Origin of the sequence: Reinekea sp. G2M2-21 (assembly GCF_015687175.1) — a bacterium.
GTDB lineage: Bacteria > Pseudomonadota > Gammaproteobacteria > Pseudomonadales > Natronospirillaceae > Reinekea.
The window spans coordinates 1-254 of the sequence record NZ_JADPQG010000052.1; the positions used below are offsets into that span (position 1 = coordinate 1).

Consider the following 254-nt stretch of genomic DNA (forward strand, 5'->3'; position numbering starts at 1 on the left):
AGTATTATTCACGATTTTTCCGTTATCTATTTCTTGGCGCTTTCCAAAAAGGAAATCAGCACTGATTCAAGGTTATCCCAATGCTTAATACTGTCTTCCGCTGGGACGTTTTTTGGAAGTAATCCAACTTCTGCAGCTTTAGCTACGGCAGGCTGAAGTAGTGTTATTCGATCCTCACCGCCTTTTTTAAGTCTTTCGATTAAGGTTTCAATGTCCACGTTTTTTCCCTTATGTCGTTCTATCACTAATCTGAT

Annotated in this window: 1 protein-coding gene; it reads right to left on the reverse strand. The window is 39.4% G+C overall.

Annotated features, from left to right (window positions below; all coding sequences use genetic code 11):
• Nucleotides 1-26 precede the first annotated feature (26 nt).
• The coding region (locus IYN85_RS25700; protein WP_230390990.1) for a hypothetical protein at nt 27-254 on the reverse strand (228 nt) is incomplete at its 5' end.